The organism is Marinobacterium lutimaris (assembly GCF_900108065.1).
Lineage (GTDB): Bacteria > Pseudomonadota > Gammaproteobacteria > Pseudomonadales > Balneatricaceae > Marinobacterium_D > Marinobacterium_D lutimaris.
This window is the reverse complement of record NZ_FNVQ01000004.1, coordinates 287,162-304,206: the sequence shown is the minus strand read 5'-3', so window position 1 is coordinate 304,206 and position 17,045 is coordinate 287,162. Positions and strand designations below refer to the sequence as shown.

Annotated in this window: 12 protein-coding genes and 5 tRNA genes; all 17 read left to right on the top strand. The window is 55.4% G+C overall.

Annotated features, from left to right (window positions below):
• Positions 1-10 precede the first annotated feature (10 nt).
• The 17 genes from C4S72_RS18515 to fusA all read left to right on the top strand — a co-directional run bounded on the left by C4S72_RS18515 (position 11) and on the right by fusA (position 17,035).
• Positions 11-86 (top strand) — tRNA-Thr (locus tag C4S72_RS18515).
• Positions 87-108: 22 nt separating this feature from the next.
• A tRNA-Tyr gene (locus tag C4S72_RS18510) sits at positions 109-192 on the top strand.
• Positions 193-246: 54 nt separating this feature from the next.
• A tRNA-Gly gene (locus C4S72_RS18505) sits at positions 247-321 on the top strand.
• 11 nt (positions 322-332) lie between these two features.
• Positions 333-407: transfer RNA gene (locus tag C4S72_RS18500), tRNA-Thr, on the top strand.
• Between the two features lie 89 nt (positions 408-496).
• Positions 497-1,690, top strand: coding sequence for an elongation factor Tu (tuf, locus tag C4S72_RS18495; protein ID WP_104004662.1), 1,194 nt, complete (start codon positions 497-499; stop codon positions 1,688-1,690).
• 63 nt (positions 1,691-1,753) lie between these two features.
• Positions 1,754-1,829: transfer RNA gene (locus tag C4S72_RS18490), tRNA-Trp, on the top strand.
• Positions 1,830-1,889: 60 nt separating this feature from the next.
• Complete coding sequence (gene secE, locus C4S72_RS18485) at positions 1,890-2,258, top strand: preprotein translocase subunit SecE (RefSeq protein ID WP_104004661.1); 369 nt, start codon at positions 1,890-1,892, stop codon at positions 2,256-2,258.
• Positions 2,259-2,267: 9 nt separating this feature from the next.
• Positions 2,268-2,810 carry a transcription termination/antitermination protein NusG gene (nusG, locus tag C4S72_RS18480; RefSeq protein ID WP_104004660.1) on the top strand — a complete coding sequence of 181 codons (543 nt, stop codon included), beginning with the start codon at positions 2,268-2,270 and terminating at the stop codon, positions 2,808-2,810.
• A 105-nt stretch (positions 2,811-2,915) separates the two neighbouring features.
• A complete protein-coding gene (gene rplK, locus C4S72_RS18475; RefSeq protein ID WP_104004659.1) occupies positions 2,916-3,350 on the top strand; it encodes a 50S ribosomal protein L11 in 435 nt (144 codons plus the stop codon).
• A complete protein-coding gene (gene rplA, locus C4S72_RS18470; RefSeq protein ID WP_104004658.1) occupies positions 3,350-4,045 on the top strand; it encodes a 50S ribosomal protein L1 in 696 nt (231 codons plus the stop codon). The genes rplK and rplA overlap by 1 nt, the downstream gene beginning before the upstream one ends.
• 245 nt (positions 4,046-4,290) lie before the next feature.
• Complete coding sequence (rplJ, locus tag C4S72_RS18465; RefSeq protein WP_104004657.1) at positions 4,291-4,785, top strand: 50S ribosomal protein L10; 495 nt, start codon at positions 4,291-4,293, stop codon at positions 4,783-4,785.
• 66 nt (positions 4,786-4,851) lie between these two features.
• Entirely contained in the window at positions 4,852-5,220 is a 369-nt protein-coding gene (rplL, locus tag C4S72_RS18460; RefSeq protein ID WP_104004656.1) for a 50S ribosomal protein L7/L12, read from the top strand.
• A gap of 167 nt (positions 5,221-5,387) precedes the next feature.
• On the top strand, positions 5,388-9,491 hold the full coding sequence (gene rpoB, locus C4S72_RS18455) for a DNA-directed RNA polymerase subunit beta (RefSeq protein WP_104004655.1): 4,104 nt from the start codon (positions 5,388-5,390) through the stop codon (positions 9,489-9,491).
• Between the two features lie 79 nt (positions 9,492-9,570).
• On the top strand, positions 9,571-13,797 hold the full coding sequence (rpoC, locus tag C4S72_RS18450; protein WP_104004654.1) for a DNA-directed RNA polymerase subunit beta': 4,227 nt from the start codon (positions 9,571-9,573) through the stop codon (positions 13,795-13,797).
• Between the two features lie 126 nt (positions 13,798-13,923).
• Positions 13,924-14,298: a 30S ribosomal protein S12 gene (rpsL, locus tag C4S72_RS18445; protein ID WP_027855536.1), complete on the top strand. Its 375-nt coding sequence runs from the start codon at positions 13,924-13,926 to the stop codon at positions 14,296-14,298.
• 154 nt (positions 14,299-14,452) lie between these two features.
• Entirely contained in the window at positions 14,453-14,923 is a 471-nt protein-coding gene (gene rpsG / locus C4S72_RS18440; protein WP_104004653.1) for a 30S ribosomal protein S7, read from the top strand.
• 18 nt (positions 14,924-14,941) lie between these two features.
• Positions 14,942-17,035, top strand: coding sequence for an elongation factor G (gene fusA / locus C4S72_RS18435; protein ID WP_104004652.1), 2,094 nt, complete (start codon positions 14,942-14,944; stop codon positions 17,033-17,035).
• Positions 17,036-17,045 lie beyond the last annotated feature (10 nt).

The following is a 17,045-nucleotide window of genomic DNA, read 5'->3' as shown; positions in this document are numbered from 1 at the left end:
CGCTGCCAAGGCCGGTATAGCTCAGTTGGTAGAGCAACTGACTTGTAATCAGTAGGTCCGGGGTTCGACTCCTCGTGCCGGCACCAGTTGAGACAGCGAAGTGGTAGTGGTGGGGTTCCCGAGTGGCCAAAGGGATCAGACTGTAAATCTGACGCGCGAGCTTCGGTGGTTCGAATCCACCCCTCACCACCATCTACTGCAACATGCGCATACCCCGTGCAAGTTGTGGTAAATCAGCTGGCTTCGGCGGGTATGGTATAGTGGCTATTACCTCAGCCTTCCAAGCTGAAGAGGCGGGTTCGATTCCCGCTACCCGCTCCACACGTTGTTGTGCTCATGTAGCTCAGGGGTAGAGCACACCCTTGGTAAGGGTGAGGTCGGCGGTTCAAATCCGCCCATGAGCTCCAGTTTTAAGAAGGGTAGATATAGTGATATGTCTACCCTTTTTCGTATTTGGCGACCCAGGTATTCATTCCGAACAGGTTGGGAACTTCAGATGGCTAAAGAAGCTTTTTCTCGTAGCAAGCCGCACGTAAACGTCGGCACCATCGGTCACGTTGACCATGGTAAAACCACTCTGACTGCTGCGCTGACTCGCGTATGTTCAGAAGTTTGGGGCGGCGCTGCCGTTGCGTTTGACGGTATCGATAAGGCACCGGAAGAGCGTGATCGTGGTATCACCATCAACACTTCTCACGTTGAGTACGAGTCCCCGACTCGCCACTACGCGCACGTTGACTGCCCGGGACACGCTGACTACGTCAAGAACATGATCACCGGTGCTGCTCAGATGGACGGCGCTATCCTGGTATGTTCCGCTGCTGACGGCCCCATGCCGCAGACTCGTGAGCACATCCTGTTGTCTCGTCAGGTTGGCGTGCCGTACATCGTAGTCTTCCTGAACAAAGCCGACATGGTCGACGACGAAGAGCTGCTCGAGCTGGTCGAAATGGAAGTCCGCGAACTGCTGGACAACTACGACTTCCCGGGTGACGACACTCCGATCATCGTTGGTTCTGCGCTGATGGCTCTGAACGGCGAAGACGACAACGAAATGGGTACTACCGCTGTTAAGAAGCTGGTTGAAACCCTGGACGAATACATCCCGGAACCGGAGCGTGCGATCGATCAGCCGTTCCTGATGCCGATCGAGGACGTATTCTCTATCTCTGGTCGTGGTACCGTTGTTACCGGTCGTATCGAGCGTGGCATCCTGAAAACTGGCGACACCATCGAGATCGTCGGTATTCGTGATACCCAGACTACTACCTGTACTGGTGTTGAAATGTTCCGCAAGCTGCTTGACGAAGGTCGTGCAGGCGAGAACGTTGGTGCGCTGCTGCGTGGTACCAAGCGTGACGAAGTTGAGCGTGGTCAGGTCCTGTCTAAGCCGGGCTCTATCACTCCGCACACTGGCTTCGAAGGCGAAGTATACGTACTGAGCAAAGAAGAAGGCGGTCGTCACACTCCGTTCTTCAAAGGCTACCGTCCGCAGTTCTACTTCCGTACTACCGATATCACCGGTGCGGTTGAGCTGCCGGAAGGCGTTGAGATGGTAATGCCGGGCGACAACGTCCAGATGAACGTTACCCTGATCAACCCGATCGCGATGGAAGAAGGTCTGCGCTTCGCTATCCGTGAAGGTGGTCGTACTGTTGGTGCCGGCGTAGTTTCAAAAATTACTGCTTAATCTGACATTTAGTGTTGCCAAGCACTAGGGAGGTGCCTATAATGTGCCTCCCTATTATGCAGTAGGCCAGTAGCTCAATTGGCAGAGCAGCGGTCTCCAAAACCGCAGGTTGGGGGTTCGATTCCCTCCTGGCCTGCCATTCCTTATCTGGGATGGCGTCACGTAAAGCGCAAGCTTTCACCTTTTTGAGGCTCCTAGCGTGAATTCCAAAGTGACTTCCGAAGGTTCAAAACTAGACGCCCTGAAGTGGCTTGTCGTCATTGCAATCGTGGCGGTAGGTGTAGTCGGTAATTCCGTATTTTCCGGCGAGTCGCTACTTTATCGCGTGCTTGCTCTGCTGGCTCTGGCGCTGGTGGCGGGTTTTGTTGCCTTTCAGACGGCCAAGGGTCGTGCGTTCTTTCAGCTTTTTAAAGAAGCCAAGAACGAAATTCGCAAAGTAGTCTGGCCGACACGCCAGGAAACTCTGCAGACCACAGCTATCGTTGTTGTGGCGGTGCTGATCGTAGGGCTTCTGCTCTGGGGTCTGGATTCGCTGCTGGGTTGGCTGGTGTCTGGCGTCATAGGCTAAGGAGATAGCATGGAGACCGAAAAGAAGCGCTGGTACGTTGTGCATGCCTACTCCAACTATGAGAAGAAGGTAAAAGAGGCGCTGATCGAAAGCGTTAATCGTCACGAAATGCAGGATCTCTTTGGGGATATCCTGGTGCCGACCGAAGAAGTGGTCGAGATTCGTGATGGTAAAAAACGTAAGTCCGAGCGGAAGTTTTACCCCGGCTACGTACTTGTGAACATGGTCATGAATGACCAAACCTGGCACCTGGTGAAAGATACGCCTCGCGTGCTGGGCTTTATCGGTGGTACTGCTGACAAGCCGGCCCCGATTACCGAAAAAGAGGCTAACGAAATTCTGCAGCGCGTAGAAAGCGGTGTGGATAAGCCGAGGCCAAAGACTGTCTTCGAACCTGGCGAAATGGTGCGCGTTATCGATGGCCCGTTCGCAGATTTCAACGGTGTGGTCGAAGAAGTCAATTACGAGAAAAACCGTCTTCAGGTGGCAGTGCTTATTTTCGGGCGCTCTACACCTGTCGAGTTGGAGTTTGGTCAGGTCGAGAAGGCTTGATCACTAGTTGATTTAATGGGGAGGGTGATCGCGTTTGCGCGGTCGCCCTCTTGTTGTGAGAGAAAGGGGAGCCGCAAGGCGTTTGCACCCTCAGGAGTAGCTTAAATGGCTAAGAAAATTAATGCTTACATCAAGCTGCAGGTAAAAGCTGGTCAGGCTAACCCGAGTCCTCCAGTAGGTCCGGCTCTGGGTCAGCACGGTGTTAACATCATGGAGTTCTGTAAAGCGTTCAACGCCCAGACTCAGAGCATGGAAGCGGGTCTGCCGATTCCTGTCGTTATCACTGTATACAGCGACCGCAGCTTTACATTTATCACCAAGACTCCGCCGGCGTCTATCCTGCTGAAAAAAGCAGTAGGCCTGAAAAGCGGTTCTGCACGTCCGAACACTGAGAAAGTGGGTCACGTTACCCGTGCTCAGCTGGAAGAAGTTGCGACCGTTAAAATGCCGGATCTGACCGCTGCTGACATGGATGCTGCTGTTCGCACCATCGCAGGTAGCGCGCGTGCTATGGGTCTGACTGTAGAAGGTGATGAGTAATGGCTAAGCTGACTAAGCGCCAGAAGGCGATCCGCGAAAAAGTTGAAGCGGGCAAGCTGTATTCAATCGACGAAGCCGTAGCAGTTCTGGCTGACGTCTCTGCAGTTAAGTTCACCGAATCCCTGGATGTTGCGGTTAACCTGGGTGTCGACCCGCGTAAATCCGACCAGGTCGTTCGTGGTTCTACCGTACTGCCGCACGGCACCGGTAAAGACGTTCGTGTTGCTGTATTTGCTCAGGGTGAAAACGCTGAGAAAGCCAAAGCTGCTGGTGCTGATATCGTCGGTTTCGACGACCTGGCTGAGCAGGTTAAGGCTGGCAACCTGGACTTCGACGTAGTTATCGCGACTCCGGACGCGATGCGCGTTGTCGGTCAGCTGGGCCAGATCCTGGGTCCCCGCGGCCTGATGCCGAACCCGAAAGTTGGTACCGTTACTCCTGACGTTGTTACTGCAGTTAACAACGCCAAGGCTGGTCAGGTACGTTTCCGTACTGACAAGAACGGTATCATCCACTGCTCCGTTGGTAAGCTTGGCTTCAGCGAAGTAGCAGTTAAAGAGAACATCGAAGCCCTGATCGCTGACCTGAAAAAGCTCAAGCCGTCCAGCGCTAAAGGTGTTTATCTGAAGAAGGTTACCCTGTCTACCACTATGGGACCGGGCCTTCTCGTCGATCAGGGCTCACTGTCCGTTTGATCGATGTTTGGGCCTGCCGCGCGGCGGGCTCTATAAAGGTTTTTTGAGGGTCTTCGTGACCTCTGTGACAGAGACGAAGGCCGTCAAAGACCGCAGGTGGCAGAGCTGCTTGCAGTATCTGCCTTAATGGGCCAACCAGCCTGCGCAGACGGTGTGATTCACGCGTGAATCGAGACCACCGTACTCAACCTCGCGTAAGCGGGGTGGTTGGTAATAAGTCGAAAGACTCAATCCAGGAGTAAATTGTGGCATTAGGACTCGAAGACAAAAAAGCGATCGTCGCTGAAGTCCAGGAAGCTGCCAAGAATGCGCTCTCTGCTGTCGTTGCGGATTCCCGTGGCGTTGAAGTGGGCGATATGACTGCTCTGCGTAAGCAGGCGCGTGACAACGGTGTATGGCTGAAAGTCGTTCGTAACACCCTGGCACGTCGTGCAGTTGAAGGCACCGATTACGAGTGTCTGTCTGGCACTTTCGTCGGTCCGACTATCATTGCTTTCTCTCAGGAGCACCCGGGCGCTGGCGCTCGCATCCTGAAAGACTTTGCTAAAGGCAATGAGAAGCTCGAGCTGAAAGCTGCTGCCTTCGAAGGCGCAGTTGTGGACATCAACGTACTGGCTAGCCTGCCGACTTACGACGAGGCACTGGCGAAGCTGATGAGCTGCATGAAAGAAGCAGCTGCCGGCAAGCTTGTACGTACTTTGGCTGCTGTTCGCGATCAAAAAGAAGGAGCGGCCGCGTAATCGGTACTTATATAAGTACGAGGCGCGTCCCTTCACGATTTAACGCACGTTTATAGGATTTAAGAAATGTCTCTGTCTAAAGAAGATATCATCAACGCTATCGCTGAAATGTCTGTCATGGACGTTGTAGAACTGGTTTCTGCAATGGAAGAAAAATTCGGTGTTTCTGCTGCAGCTGCAGTAGTTGCTGGCCCGGCTGAAGCTGGTGCGGCTGCTGAAGAGCAGACTGAATTCGACGTAATCCTGGCTGCTGCCGGCGACAAGAAAGTCAACGTCATCAAGGCTGTCCGTGGCGCTACCGGCCTGGGCCTGAAAGAAGCGAAAGAGATGGTTGACGGCGCTCCGGCCACCATCAAAGAAGGCGCTTCTAAAGAAGAAGCTGAAGAACTCAAGAAAGCACTGGAAGAAGCCGGCGCTACTGTTGAGCTCAAGTAATCGCTTTGATGCGTTGCAAGCAGCGTAATACTGCTTAACGACGTATGGCTGGTGGCGAAATGCCACCGGCCTTTTTCCGTTATTTGTAGACAACAAATTTAACGGTATAACAGCCCGCCATTCGGCGGCTGGCTTCTCAACCTAGGTGCACATGCTGGGGAACACTGATGGCTTATTCATACACTGAGAAGAAACGCATACGTAAGAATTTCGGTAAGCTGCCGCAGGTCATGGATGTGCCATATCTGCTTGCGATTCAGCTCGATTCTTACCGCAAGTTTCTGCAAGCGGGCTCCGACCAGGCGCAGGGGCGCAAGGACGAAGGGCTGCACGCTGCATTCAATTCTGTATTCCCGATCGTTTCCTATTCCGGAAACGCAGCGCTGGAATACGCCGGTTACCGCCTCGGTGAACCCGTTTTTGACGTCAATGAATGTCAACAGCGTGGTGTGACCTATGCTGCTCCGCTGCGCGTAAAAGTACGCCTGATTATCTACGATCGTGATTCCTCCACCAAGGCGATCAAAGATATCAAAGAGCAGGAAGTCTACATGGGCGAAATGCCCCTGATGACTGAAAACGGTACCTTCGTTGTAAACGGTACCGAGCGAGTTATCGTATCGCAGCTGCACCGTTCACCGGGTGTATTCTTTGACCATGACAAGGGTAAGACCCACTCGTCTGGCAAGCTGCTTTACTCCGCACGAATTATTCCGTATCGCGGTTCCTGGCTGGACTTCGAGTTCGATCCGAAGGACGCTCTGTTCGTTCGTATCGACCGTCGCCGTAAGCTGCCGGCAACTATCCTGCTGCGCGCACTCGGCTACCAGGCTGAAGAGATCCTCGAGACGTTCTTTGAGAACACCGGCTGGACCCTGGAAGGCGATCAGATCTGGATGGATCTGATCCCTGAGCGTCTGCGCGGTGAGACCATGACCTTCGAGATCAAGGATCCTGAAGGCAAGACCATTGTGGAAGCGGGTCGTCGTATCACTCCGCGCCACATCCGCCAGATGCAGCAGGCGGGTATGCAGCAGCTGAATACTCCGGCTGAATACCTGATCGGCAAAGCCCTGGCTAAAGATCTGATCGATCCGTCTACCGGTGAAGTGTTCGCTCCGTGCAACACCGAAGTGACCGAAGACCTGATCGCCAAGATCCAGGCCGCTGGCATCGATCGCCTCGAGACTCTGTACACCAACGATCTCGACTGTGGTCCATTTATCTCCGATACCCTGCGTATCGACCCGACCCGCAACCAGCTGGAAGCGTTGGTCGAAATCTATCGCATGATGCGTCCGGGCGAGCCGCCGACTAAAGAGTCCGCGGAAGGTCTGTTCGAGAACCTGTTCTTCTCTGAAGAGCGTTACGATCTGTCTGCGGTAGGTCGCATGAAGTTCAACCGCCGTCTGGGCCGTGCTGAAGAGACCGGTTCCGGCATCCTGGACAAGGATGACATCCTGGCGGTCATGAAGACGTTGATCGAGATCCGTAACGGTCAGGGCGTTGTCGATGATATCGACCACCTGGGTAACCGTCGTATCCGTTCCGTCGGTGAAATGGCTGAGAACCAGTTCCGTGTCGGTCTGGTCCGTGTTGAGCGTGCGGTTCGCGAGCGTCTGTCCATGGCAGAAGCCGACAACCTGATGCCCCAGGATCTGATCAACGCCAAGCCGGTCGCTGCGGCAATCAAAGAGTTCTTTGGTTCCTCCCAGCTGTCCCAGTTCATGGACCAGAACAACCCGCTGTCCGAGATCACGCACAAGCGTCGTGTCTCTGCACTGGGCCCGGGTGGTTTGACCCGTGAGCGTGCGGGCTTCGAGGTTCGAGACGTACACCCGACTCACTACGGTCGCGTATGTCCTATCGAGACGCCTGAAGGTCCGAACATCGGTCTGATCAACTCGCTGGCAGTGTTTGCGCGTACCAACGACTACGGCTTCCTTGAGACTCCGTACCGTCGCGTTATCGATGGCAAGGTTACCGACGAAATCGACTACCTGTCTGCGATCGAAGAGAGCAAGTACGTTATCGCTCAGGCTTCCGCTGCAATGAACGAGCAGATGGAACTGACCGACGAGCTGGTAGCGGTCCGTCACATGAACGAATTCACCGTGACGCCGAAAGAGAAGGTCCAGTACATGGACGTATCTCCGCGTCAGGTGGTATCTGTTGCGGCCTCTCTGATCCCGTTCCTGGAACACGATGACGCGAACCGTGCATTGATGGGTTCCAACATGCAGCGTCAGGCTGTACCGACACTGCGCGCCGAGAAGCCGCTGGTAGGTACTGGCCTTGAGCGTAACGTGGCTCAGGACTCCGGTGTCTGTGTCGTTGCCCGTCGTGGTGGTGTGATCGAGTCTGTCGACGCCAGCCGTGTGGTTGTGCGTGTGCACGATGAAGAAGTTGAAGCTGGCGACGCTGGTGTCGACATCTACAACCTGACCAAGTACACCCGCTCCAACCAGAACACCTGCATCAACCAGCGCGCCATCGTGCGTCCTGGTGAAACCGTGCAGCGTGGCGACGTGATGGCTGACGGCCCGTCCGTTGATATGGGTGAGCTGGCCCTGGGTCAGAACATGCGTATCGCGTTCATGCCGTGGAACGGTTACAACTTCGAGGACTCCATCCTCATCTCTGAGCGTGTGGTTCAGGAAGACCGTTTCACCACGATCCACATTCAGGAACTGACCTGTGTGGCGCGTGACACCAAGCTGGGGCCTGAGGAGATCACCTCCGATATCCCGAACGTCGGTGAAGCGGCGCTGGCTAAACTCGACGAGTCCGGCATTGTTCACATCGGTGCTGAAGTAGGCCCGGGCGACATCCTGGTTGGTAAGGTAACGCCGAAGGGTGAAACCCAGCTGACTCCGGAAGAGAAACTGCTGCGTGCGATCTTCGGTGAGAAGGCGTCCGACGTTAAGGACACCTCCCTGCGCGTCAAGACCGGTACCCTGGGTAAGGTTATCGACGTTCAGGTCTTCACCCGTGACGGTGTTGCCAAGGACGAGCGTGCGCTCTCCATCGAGAAGTCCGAGCTGGATGCTATCCGCAAGGACCTCAACGAAGAGCTGCGTATCGTTGAGCAGGCAGTATTCGAGCGTCTCGAACGCACCCTGGTTGGCCTGAAGGCTGACGGTGGCGCGGGTCTGAAGAAGGGTGACGAGATCACCTCCGAGTTCCTGCACACTCTGAAGAAGTCTGACTGGTTCAAGATCCGTGTAGCGGACGAGTCCGCTCAGGAGATGCTGGAACTGGCTCAGAAGCAGCTGGAAGAGCGTAGCGAGAACCTGGACAAGCGTTTCGAAGACAAGAAGCGCAAGCTGCAGACTGGCGACGACCTGGCGCCGGGCGTACTGAAAATCGTCAAGGTTTACGTGGCTACCAAGCGTCGCGTACAGCCGGGTGATAAGATGGCCGGTCGTCACGGTAACAAGGGTGTTATCTCCGTTATCATGCCGGTTGAAGACATGCCGTACGACGAGCATGGCGAGCCTGTGGATATCGTGCTGAACCCGCTGGGTGTACCGTCCCGTATGAACGTCGGTCAGATCCTGGAAACCCACCTGGGTATGGCTGCTACCGGTCTGGGTCGCAAGATCAACGTGATGCTGGACAAAGAGCGCGCCAAGGCTGAAACCGTGCAGGAAGTGCGTGGTTTCCTCGGCGAGATCTACAACGGCGTTCACGGTGAACTGGAGTGCTCCCGCAAGGAAGCGCTGGACAGCTTCTCCGATGAAGAGGTTCTGGATCTTGCGAAGAACCTCAAGCGTGGTGTACCGCTGGCAACTCCGGTATTTGACGGTGCCAAAGAGGCTGAAATCAAGGCGCTGCTGCGTCTGGCTGATCTGGATGATTCCGGTCAGTTCCAGCTTTACGACGGCCGCACGGGCGATCAGTTCGACCGTAAGACCACCGTTGGCTACATGTACATGCTGAAGCTGAACCACCTGGTCGACGACAAGATGCACGCGCGTTCTACCGGTTCCTACAGCCTGGTTACCCAGCAGCCGCTGGGTGGTAAGGCGCAGTTCGGTGGCCAGCGCTTCGGTGAGATGGAGGTCTGGGCGCTGGAAGCATACGGCGCGGCCTACACTCTGCAGGAGATGCTGACCGTGAAGTCGGACGATGTGAACGGCCGTACGAAGATGTACAAGAACATCGTCGATGGCGATCACAGAATGGAACCGGGTATGCCGGAATCGTTCAACGTGTTGATCAAGGAGATCCGCTCTCTCGGTATCGATATCGAGCTTGAGAGCGAGTAAGTCCCTAACGATCACCAGCCGGTGTTCCCCAGTCGCGGGGAATACCGGCGCTGAGAACTCCGCGTAGGAGCTATAGACAATGAAAGATCTGCTGAATCTGCTGAAGTCCCAGGGCCCGTCCGACGAGTTCGATTCCATTCGAATCTCGCTGGCCTCGCCGGAGATGATCCGTTCCTGGTCTTACGGTGAAGTTAAAAAGCCGGAGACCATCAACTACCGTACGTTCAAGCCTGAGCGCGATGGTCTGTTCTGTGCCAAGATCTTTGGCCCGATCAAGGACTACGAGTGCCTGTGCGGTAAGTACAAGCGCATGAAGCACCGCGGTGTTATCTGTGAGAAGTGTGGCGTCGAAGTGACCATGACCAAAGTGCGTCGTGAGCGCATGGGTCATATCGAGCTGGCTTCTCCTGTTGCGCACATCTGGTTCCTGAAGTCACTGCCGTCCCGTATCGGTCTGATGCTGGATATGACGCTGCGTGATATCGAGCGTGTGCTGTACTTCGAATCCTTCGTCGTAATTGACCCGGGCATGACTACGCTTGAGCGTGGCCAGATGCTCAACGACGAACAGTACTTTGAATCCCTGGAAGAGTTCGGTGACGAATTTGACGCCCGTATGGGTGCCGAGGCGATCAAGGAGCTGCTGGTTTCCATCGATCTGGAAGAAGAGATCCAGCGTATGCGGGAAGAGATTCCGCAGACCAACTCTGAAACCAAGATCAAGAAGCTGTCCAAGCGTCTGAAGCTGATCGAGGCTTTCCACAAGTCCGGCAACGATCCGCAGTGGATGATCATGGAAGTGCTGCCGGTACTGCCGCCTGATCTGCGTCCGCTGGTACCGCTGGATGGCGGTCGTTTTGCGACCTCTGACCTGAACGATCTGTATCGTCGCGTTATCAACCGTAACAACCGTCTGAAGCGTCTGCTCGACCTCAATGCGCCGGATATCATCGTGCGTAACGAGAAGCGTATGCTGCAGGAATCTGTTGATGCGCTGCTGGATAACGGCCGTCGCGGTCGTGCTATTACCGGTTCCAACAAGCGCCCGCTGAAATCCCTGGCTGACATGATCAAGGGTAAGCAGGGTCGTTTCCGTCAGAACCTGCTCGGTAAGCGTGTTGACTACTCCGGTCGTTCCGTCATCGTGGTCGGTCCGTACCTGCGTCTGCACCAGTGCGGTCTGCCGAAGAAAATGGCGCTCGAGCTGTTCAAGCCGTTCATCTTCTCCAAGCTTGAACTGCGTGGCTACGCCACCACCATCAAAGCTGCCAAGAAGATGGTTGAGCGCGAAGAACCGCTGGTATGGGATATCCTCGACGAAGTTATCCGCGAGCACCCGGTTCTGCTGAACCGTGCACCGACCCTGCACCGTCTCGGTATCCAGGCGTTTGAGCCGGTACTGATCGAAGGTAAGGCGATCCAGCTGCACCCGCTGGTGTGTGCTGCGTACAACGCCGACTTCGACGGTGACCAGATGGCCGTTCACGTGCCGCTGACCATCGAAGCTCAGCTTGAAGCGCGTGCACTGATGATGTCTACCAACAACATCCTGTCGCCTGCGAACGGTGAGCCGATCATCGTACCGTCCCAGGACGTGGTACTGGGTCTGTACTACATGACCCGTGAGCGCGTTGCTGCTCAGGGCGAAGGTATGGTGTTCTCCGACATCAAGGAAATTCAGCGTGCCTACGGCGCCGGCCAGGTTCACCTGCAGGCGCGTGTCAAAGTACGTATCCACGAAACCATTCGCGATATCGAAGGTAACGTCGAGAAGCGTTACGGCCTGCAGGAGACCACCGTTGGTCGTGCCATGCTGTTCGATATCGTTCCGGCTGGCCTGCCGTTCGAGCTGGTCAACCAGGCGATGAAGAAGAAGGCGATCTCCCGCCTGCTGAACGAGGCGTACCGTCGCTGCGGTCTGAAAGATACTGTTATCTTTGCTGACCAGCTGATGTACATGGGCTTCCGTCAGGCAACCGTGTCTGGTGCTTCCATCGGTGTTAACGACTTCGTTATCCCTGACGAGAAGGTTGGCATCATCGCTGAAGCCGATGCTGAAGTTAAAGAGATCGAGCGTCAGTTCGGTGACGGCCTGGTAACCCAGGGCGAGAAGTACAACAAGGTTGTGGATATCTGGTCCCGCGCGAACGAAGTGCTGGCCAAGAAGATGATGGACAACCTGAAGGTCGATCTGGTCACCAACTCTGAAGGCGTCGCCGTAGAGCAGGAGTCTTTCAACTCCGTCTACATGATGGCCGACTCCGGTGCCCGTGGTAGCGCCGCCCAGATCCGTCAGCTGGCGGGTATGCGTGGTCTGATGGCGAAGCCGGACGGCTCCATCATCGAAACGCCGATCGTGGCGAACTTCCGTGAAGGTCTGAACGTACTCCAGTACTTCATCTCGACCCACGGTGCTCGTAAGGGTCTGGCGGATACCGCACTGAAGACAGCGAACTCCGGTTACCTGACCCGTCGTCTCGTTGACGTGGCACAGGACGTAGTTATCACCGAAGTCGATTGCGGCACCGACGAAGGCATGGTCGTGCAGCCGATGATCGAGGGCGGCGATATCGTTATACCGCTGGGTGAGCGAGTGCTGGGTCGAGTCGTTGCTGACGATGTGCTGACACCTGCCGGTGACGACACGCTGATTCCGGCCGGAACACTGATCGACGAAGCCTGGGTTGCGCGTCTCGAAAACGAAGAAGCGTACAGCAGTATCGATGAGATCAAAGTACGTTCTCCGATTACCTGTCAGTCCCGTCACGGTATCTGTTCCGCCTGTTACGGTCGTGACCTCGGTCGCGGTCACCAGGTGAACATCGGTGAATCTGTCGGTGTTATCGCTGCACAGTCCATCGGTGAGCCGGGTACACAGCTGACCATGCGTACGTTCCACATCGGTGGTGCGGCGTCACGAGCTGCAGCCGTTGACAGCATCCAGGTCAAGAACGGCGGTACCGTACGTCTGCATAACCTGAAGTACGTAGAACGTACCGACAGCACCATCGTGGCGACTTCCCGCTCCGGTGAGCTGGGTGTGACCGACGAGCACGGCCGTGAGCGTGAGCGCTACAGGCTGCCGTACGGTGCGATCATCAAGGTGCGCGACGGTAACTTCGTTGAGCCTGGCGCCATCGTGGCGAACTGGGACCCGCACACCCACCCGATCATCACCGAGGTGGCTGGTCGCCTGCAGTTCGTGGGTATGGAAGACGGTATCACCATCAAGCGTCAGACAGATGAGCTGACCGGCCTGTCCACCATCGAGGTTCTCGATGCGAAGGATCGTCCGCAGGCGGGTAAAGATATCCGTCCGATGATCAAGCTGGTCGACGCGAACGGCAATGATGTGTTCCTGGCGGGTACCGAAATGCCTGCGCAGTATCTGCTGCCGGCCAAGTCCATCGTTACCCTGAACGACAACGCTGAAGTACAGATCGGTGACATCCTGGCGCGTCTGCCTCAGGAAGGCACGGTCAACAAGGACATCACCGGTGGTCTGCCGCGAGTTGCTGACCTGTTTGAAGCGCGTAAGCCGAAAGAGTCTGCCGTACTGGCGGAAGTCTCCGGTACCGTTACCTTCGGCAAGGAAACTAAAGGCAAGCGCCGCATCGTGATCACGCCGACTGACGGATCTGATCCGCATGAAACGATGATCCAGAAATGGCGTAACCTGAACGTATTCGAAGGTGAAACCGTTGAGAAGGGTGAGGTTATCTCTGATGGCCCGTCCAACGCTCACGATATCCTGCGTGTACTGGGTGTGCCGGCTCTGGCCAACTACATCGTCAGCGAGATCCAGGACGTTTACCGTCTGCAGGGCGTAGGCATCAACGACAAGCACATCGAAACGATCGTTCGTCAGATGCTGCGCAAGGTTGAGATCACCGAAACCGGCGATTCCAGCCTGATCCAGGGTGAGCAGGTTGAGTACGCAGCGGTACTGGAAGAGAACGAAAGGCTGGAAGCCGACGGCAAAATGCCGGCCAAGTTCGACCGTGTCCTGCTGGGTATCACCAAGGCATCTCTGGCGACCGAGTCCTTCATCTCCGCGGCCTCCTTCCAGGAGACAACCCGCGTACTGACCGAAGGTGCGGTAACCGGTAAGAAAGACTACCTGCGTGGTCTGAAAGAAAACGTGGTCGTGGGTCGTCTGATCCCGGCCGGTACTGGTCTGGCGTATCACAACGAGCGTAAGCGCAAGCGTGCTACCCAGAGCGGTGAAGGCGTTACTGTCAGCGCAGAAGAAGTTCAGCAGGCTCTGACCGAGGCTCTGAACGCTTCTATCAACGACACTGAGTAAAAACTGCTCAAAATTTGACGTCTTGGGTCGGAATTGATTAAAATTCCGGCCCTTTCGCGACTGGGCTCAGAAACGGGCCCGGTCTTTTTAGTATGGTGCTAATAAACCAAACGTGGAGTTTGCTTAATGGCAACAATTAACCAGCTGGTGCGCAAGCCGCGCAAGCGTGCTGTACAGAAGAGCGACGTTCCGGCGCTCCAGGCATGCCCCCAGCGTCGTGGCGTATGTACCCGTGTGTACACCACTACCCCGAAGAAACCGAACTCGGCACTGCGTAAAGTCTGCCGTGTGCGTCTGACTAACGGTTACGAAGTATCTTCCTACATCGGTGGTGAAGGTCATAACCTGCAGGAGCACTCTGTAGTTCTGATCCGCGGCGGTCGTGTAAAGGACCTCCCGGGTGTGCGTTACCACACTGTTCGCGGTTCTCTGGACTGCTCCGGTGTTAACGGCCGTAAACAGGGTCGTTCCAAGTACGGTGCTAAACGTCCGAAGTCTTAATCCCTCGTTAGACGGAGAGGCTTTGCCAGTCAGGTGTCCGAATAAACCGGCCCTAAGCTGTTTGGCTAACCCGAAAGACGATAAGAGTAAGGTCAGGTGTCATAAGACATCCTGATTAACCTGAAGACCTTTTACAATTTTAGAGGGCTTATCAATGCCTAGAAGACGCGTTGCTGCGAAGCGTGAAATCCTGCCGGATCCTAAATTCGGTAACATTACCCTGGCAAAATTTATCAACCATCTGATGGTCAGCGGCAAAAAGTCCGTCGCTGAACGCATCGTGTATGGCGCACTGAGCAAGGTCGAAGAGCGCACCAAAGGTGACGCACTCGAGCTGTTTGACAAGGCGCTCGAAACTGTCCAGCCGGCCGTGGAAGTTAAATCCCGCCGCGTTGGTGGTGCTACCTACCAGGTCCCCGTTGAAGTTCGCCCGTCCCGCCGCACAGCTCTGGCTATGCGCTGGCTGGTTGACGCTGCACGCAAGCGTGGTGAGAAATCCATGGCTCTGCGTCTGGCCGGTGAACTGATCGACGCGGCTGAAGGCCGTGGTGCTGCTGTCAAGAAACGCGAAGACGTGCATCGTATGGCTGAAGCCAACAAGGCTTTCGCCCACTATCGCTTCTAAACATCAGAGGAATCTGTCGTGGCTCGTAAAACTCCTATCGAGCGCTACCGTAATATCGGTATTTGCGCTCACGTAGACGCCGGCAAGACCACCACCACTGAGCGTGTCCTGTTCTACACAGGTCTGTCTCATAAGATCGGTGAAGTGCATGAAGGTGCGGCTACCATGGACTGGATGGAGCAGGAGCAGGAGCGTGGTATCACTATCACCTCCGCTGCTACTACCTGTTTCTGGCAGGGCATGAACCAGCAGTTCGACCAGCACCGCGTCAACATCATCGACACCCCGGGACACGTTGACTTCACTATCGAAGTAGAACGTTCCCTGCGTGTACTTGATGGCGCTGTTGTCGTTCTGTGTGCTTCCTCTGGTGTGCAGCCGCAGACCGAGACTGTTTGGCGTCAGGCTAACAAGTACGAAGTTCCCCGCATGGTATTCGTCAACAAGATGGACCGTGCCGGCGCTGACTTCTACATGGTTGAAAGCCAGCTGAAAGATCGTCTGGGTGCTGTTGCTGTGCCGATCAACCTGCCGATCGGTGCTGAAGACGAGTTCAAAGGCGTCGTCGACCTGGTTGTCATGAAGGCGATCTGGTGGAACGAAGACGATCAGGGTATGACCTACGAACTGGGTGATATCCCGGCTGATCTCCAGGCCAAGGCAGAAGAATACCGTGAGCACATGGTAGAAGCTGCTGCCGAAGCCAACGAAGAGCTGATGGAAAAATACCTCGAAGAGGGTGATCTCAGCGTCGAAGATATCAAGGCTGGCCTGCGTGCCCGTACCCTGGCGAACGAAGTTGTTCTGATGCTGGCAGGTTCTGCCTTCAAGAACAAAGGCGTTCAGGCGGTACTGGATGCGGTTGTTGAATACCTGCCTTCTCCGAAAGAAGTTAAGGCGATCGAAGGTACACTGGACGACGCGGCTGAAACCGTTGCGACTCGTGAAGCTGACGATAGCGCTCCGTTTGCTGCGCTGGCATTCAAGATCGCTACCGACCCGTTCGTTGGTACTTTGACCTTCATCCGCGTCTACTCAGGTATGCTGAACTCCGGCGACAGCGTCTACAATTCTGTGAAGCAGAAGAAAGAGCGCGTTGGTCGTATGGTGCAGATGCACGCCAACAGCCGTGAAGAGATCAAAGAAGTACTGGCAGGCGACATCGCTGCACTGATCGGTCTGAAAGATGTCACCACTGGTGACACCCTGTGCGACCTGGACAACAAGATTGTCCTCGAGCGCATGGAATTCCCGGATCCGGTTATCTCCGTAGCGGTAGAGCCGAAATCCAAAGCGGACCAGGAAAAAATGGGTATCGCTCTGGGTAAACTGGCTCAGGAAGACCCGTCTTTCCGCGTCGAAACCGACGAGGAAACCGGTCAGACCATCATCTCCGGTATGGGTGAGCTGCACCTGGACATCATCGTTGACCGTATGCGTCGCGAGTTCAAGGTGGAAGCAAACATCGGTAAGCCGCAGGTTGCATACCGTGAGAAGATCCGTAAGCCGGTTGTGGCTAACCACAAGTTCGCCCGTCAGTCCGGTGGTCGTGGTCAGTATGGTCACGTTATCGTTGAATTCAGCCCGAGCGATGAAGAAGGGCTGGAGTTTGTCAACGAAGTGGTAGGTGGTGCTATTCCTAAGGAATACATCCCGGCCGTACAGAAAGGTATCGAAGAGCAGATGCGTAACGGCGTCATCGCGGGCTACCCGCTGATCGGCCTGAAAGCACGTCTGTACGACGGTTCTTTCCATGAAGTTGACTCCAACGAGATGGCGTTTAAAATCGCGGCATCACAGGCGCTCAAAAAGTACGCAATGGATGCAAGTCCTTGCCTGCTTGAGCCGATGATGAAAGTGGAAGTCGTGACTCCTGAAGAGTACATGGGTGACGTGATGGGTGACCTGAACCGTCGTCGTGGTCTGGTTCAGGGCATGGAAGATAGCAGCTCTGGCAAGGTTATTCGTGCCCAGGTGCCGCTGGGCGAGATGTTCGGTTACGCGACTGACCTGCGCTCCGCGTCTCAGGGTCGTGCGACCTACTCAATGGAGTTCGAGTGCTATGCCGAAGCTCCGCAGAACATTGCCGAAGCTGTAACTAAGCTGAACTAATTTAAGCCTA